This is a genomic window from Novosphingobium organovorum (genome assembly GCF_022832435.1).
Taxonomy (GTDB): domain Bacteria; phylum Pseudomonadota; class Alphaproteobacteria; order Sphingomonadales; family Sphingomonadaceae; genus Novosphingobium; species Novosphingobium organovorum.
Map to the genome: position 1 here is coordinate 1 of NZ_JALHLF010000274.1, position 440 is coordinate 440.

Genomic DNA, 440 nt, shown 5'->3' on the forward strand with positions numbered 1-440 from the left:
GAGCCCGAGATCGGCGAGGTCCGCGCTGGTGCGCGCCAGGCGGCCGCGGCGCGCCAGGCCAGGAATGAGCGCGCCCAGCGCCGGGTCGGCGTAGAGCGCGGCGATGTCGCGGTGGAAGGCCTGCTGCATGCGCAGGAAGTGCCCGTAGCCTTCGAGGCTGGTGAAACTGCCGCGATCGATGATCGAGGTGTCGAGCGTCTGATGCAGGTCGTGGGTTGCGTCGCGCAGGCGGCGCGCGCGCGAGGCTTCCTGGGGCTGGGCTTCGAGGGTCTGGGTCTGGGACATGGCGGGCAACTTTCACAAGGCTGTGCAGGGAAGAGGGGCGGATCGAGGGGGCGGTGTCAAGACGTGATCGCGAAATCGATCGGCAGGGTGAGCCCGAGCCGGGCGGGAGAACCGGGTGGCGGCGCGGGGAGCGGCGCGGCGCGCGCGAGCGTGGC

At 72.0% G+C, this 440-nt stretch carries 1 pseudogene; it reads right to left on the reverse strand.

What is annotated here, in order from left to right:
- A pseudogene (locus MTR62_RS21210) lies at positions 1-285 on the reverse strand (biliverdin-producing heme oxygenase); the annotation flags it as partial.
- Positions 286-440 lie beyond the last annotated feature (155 nt).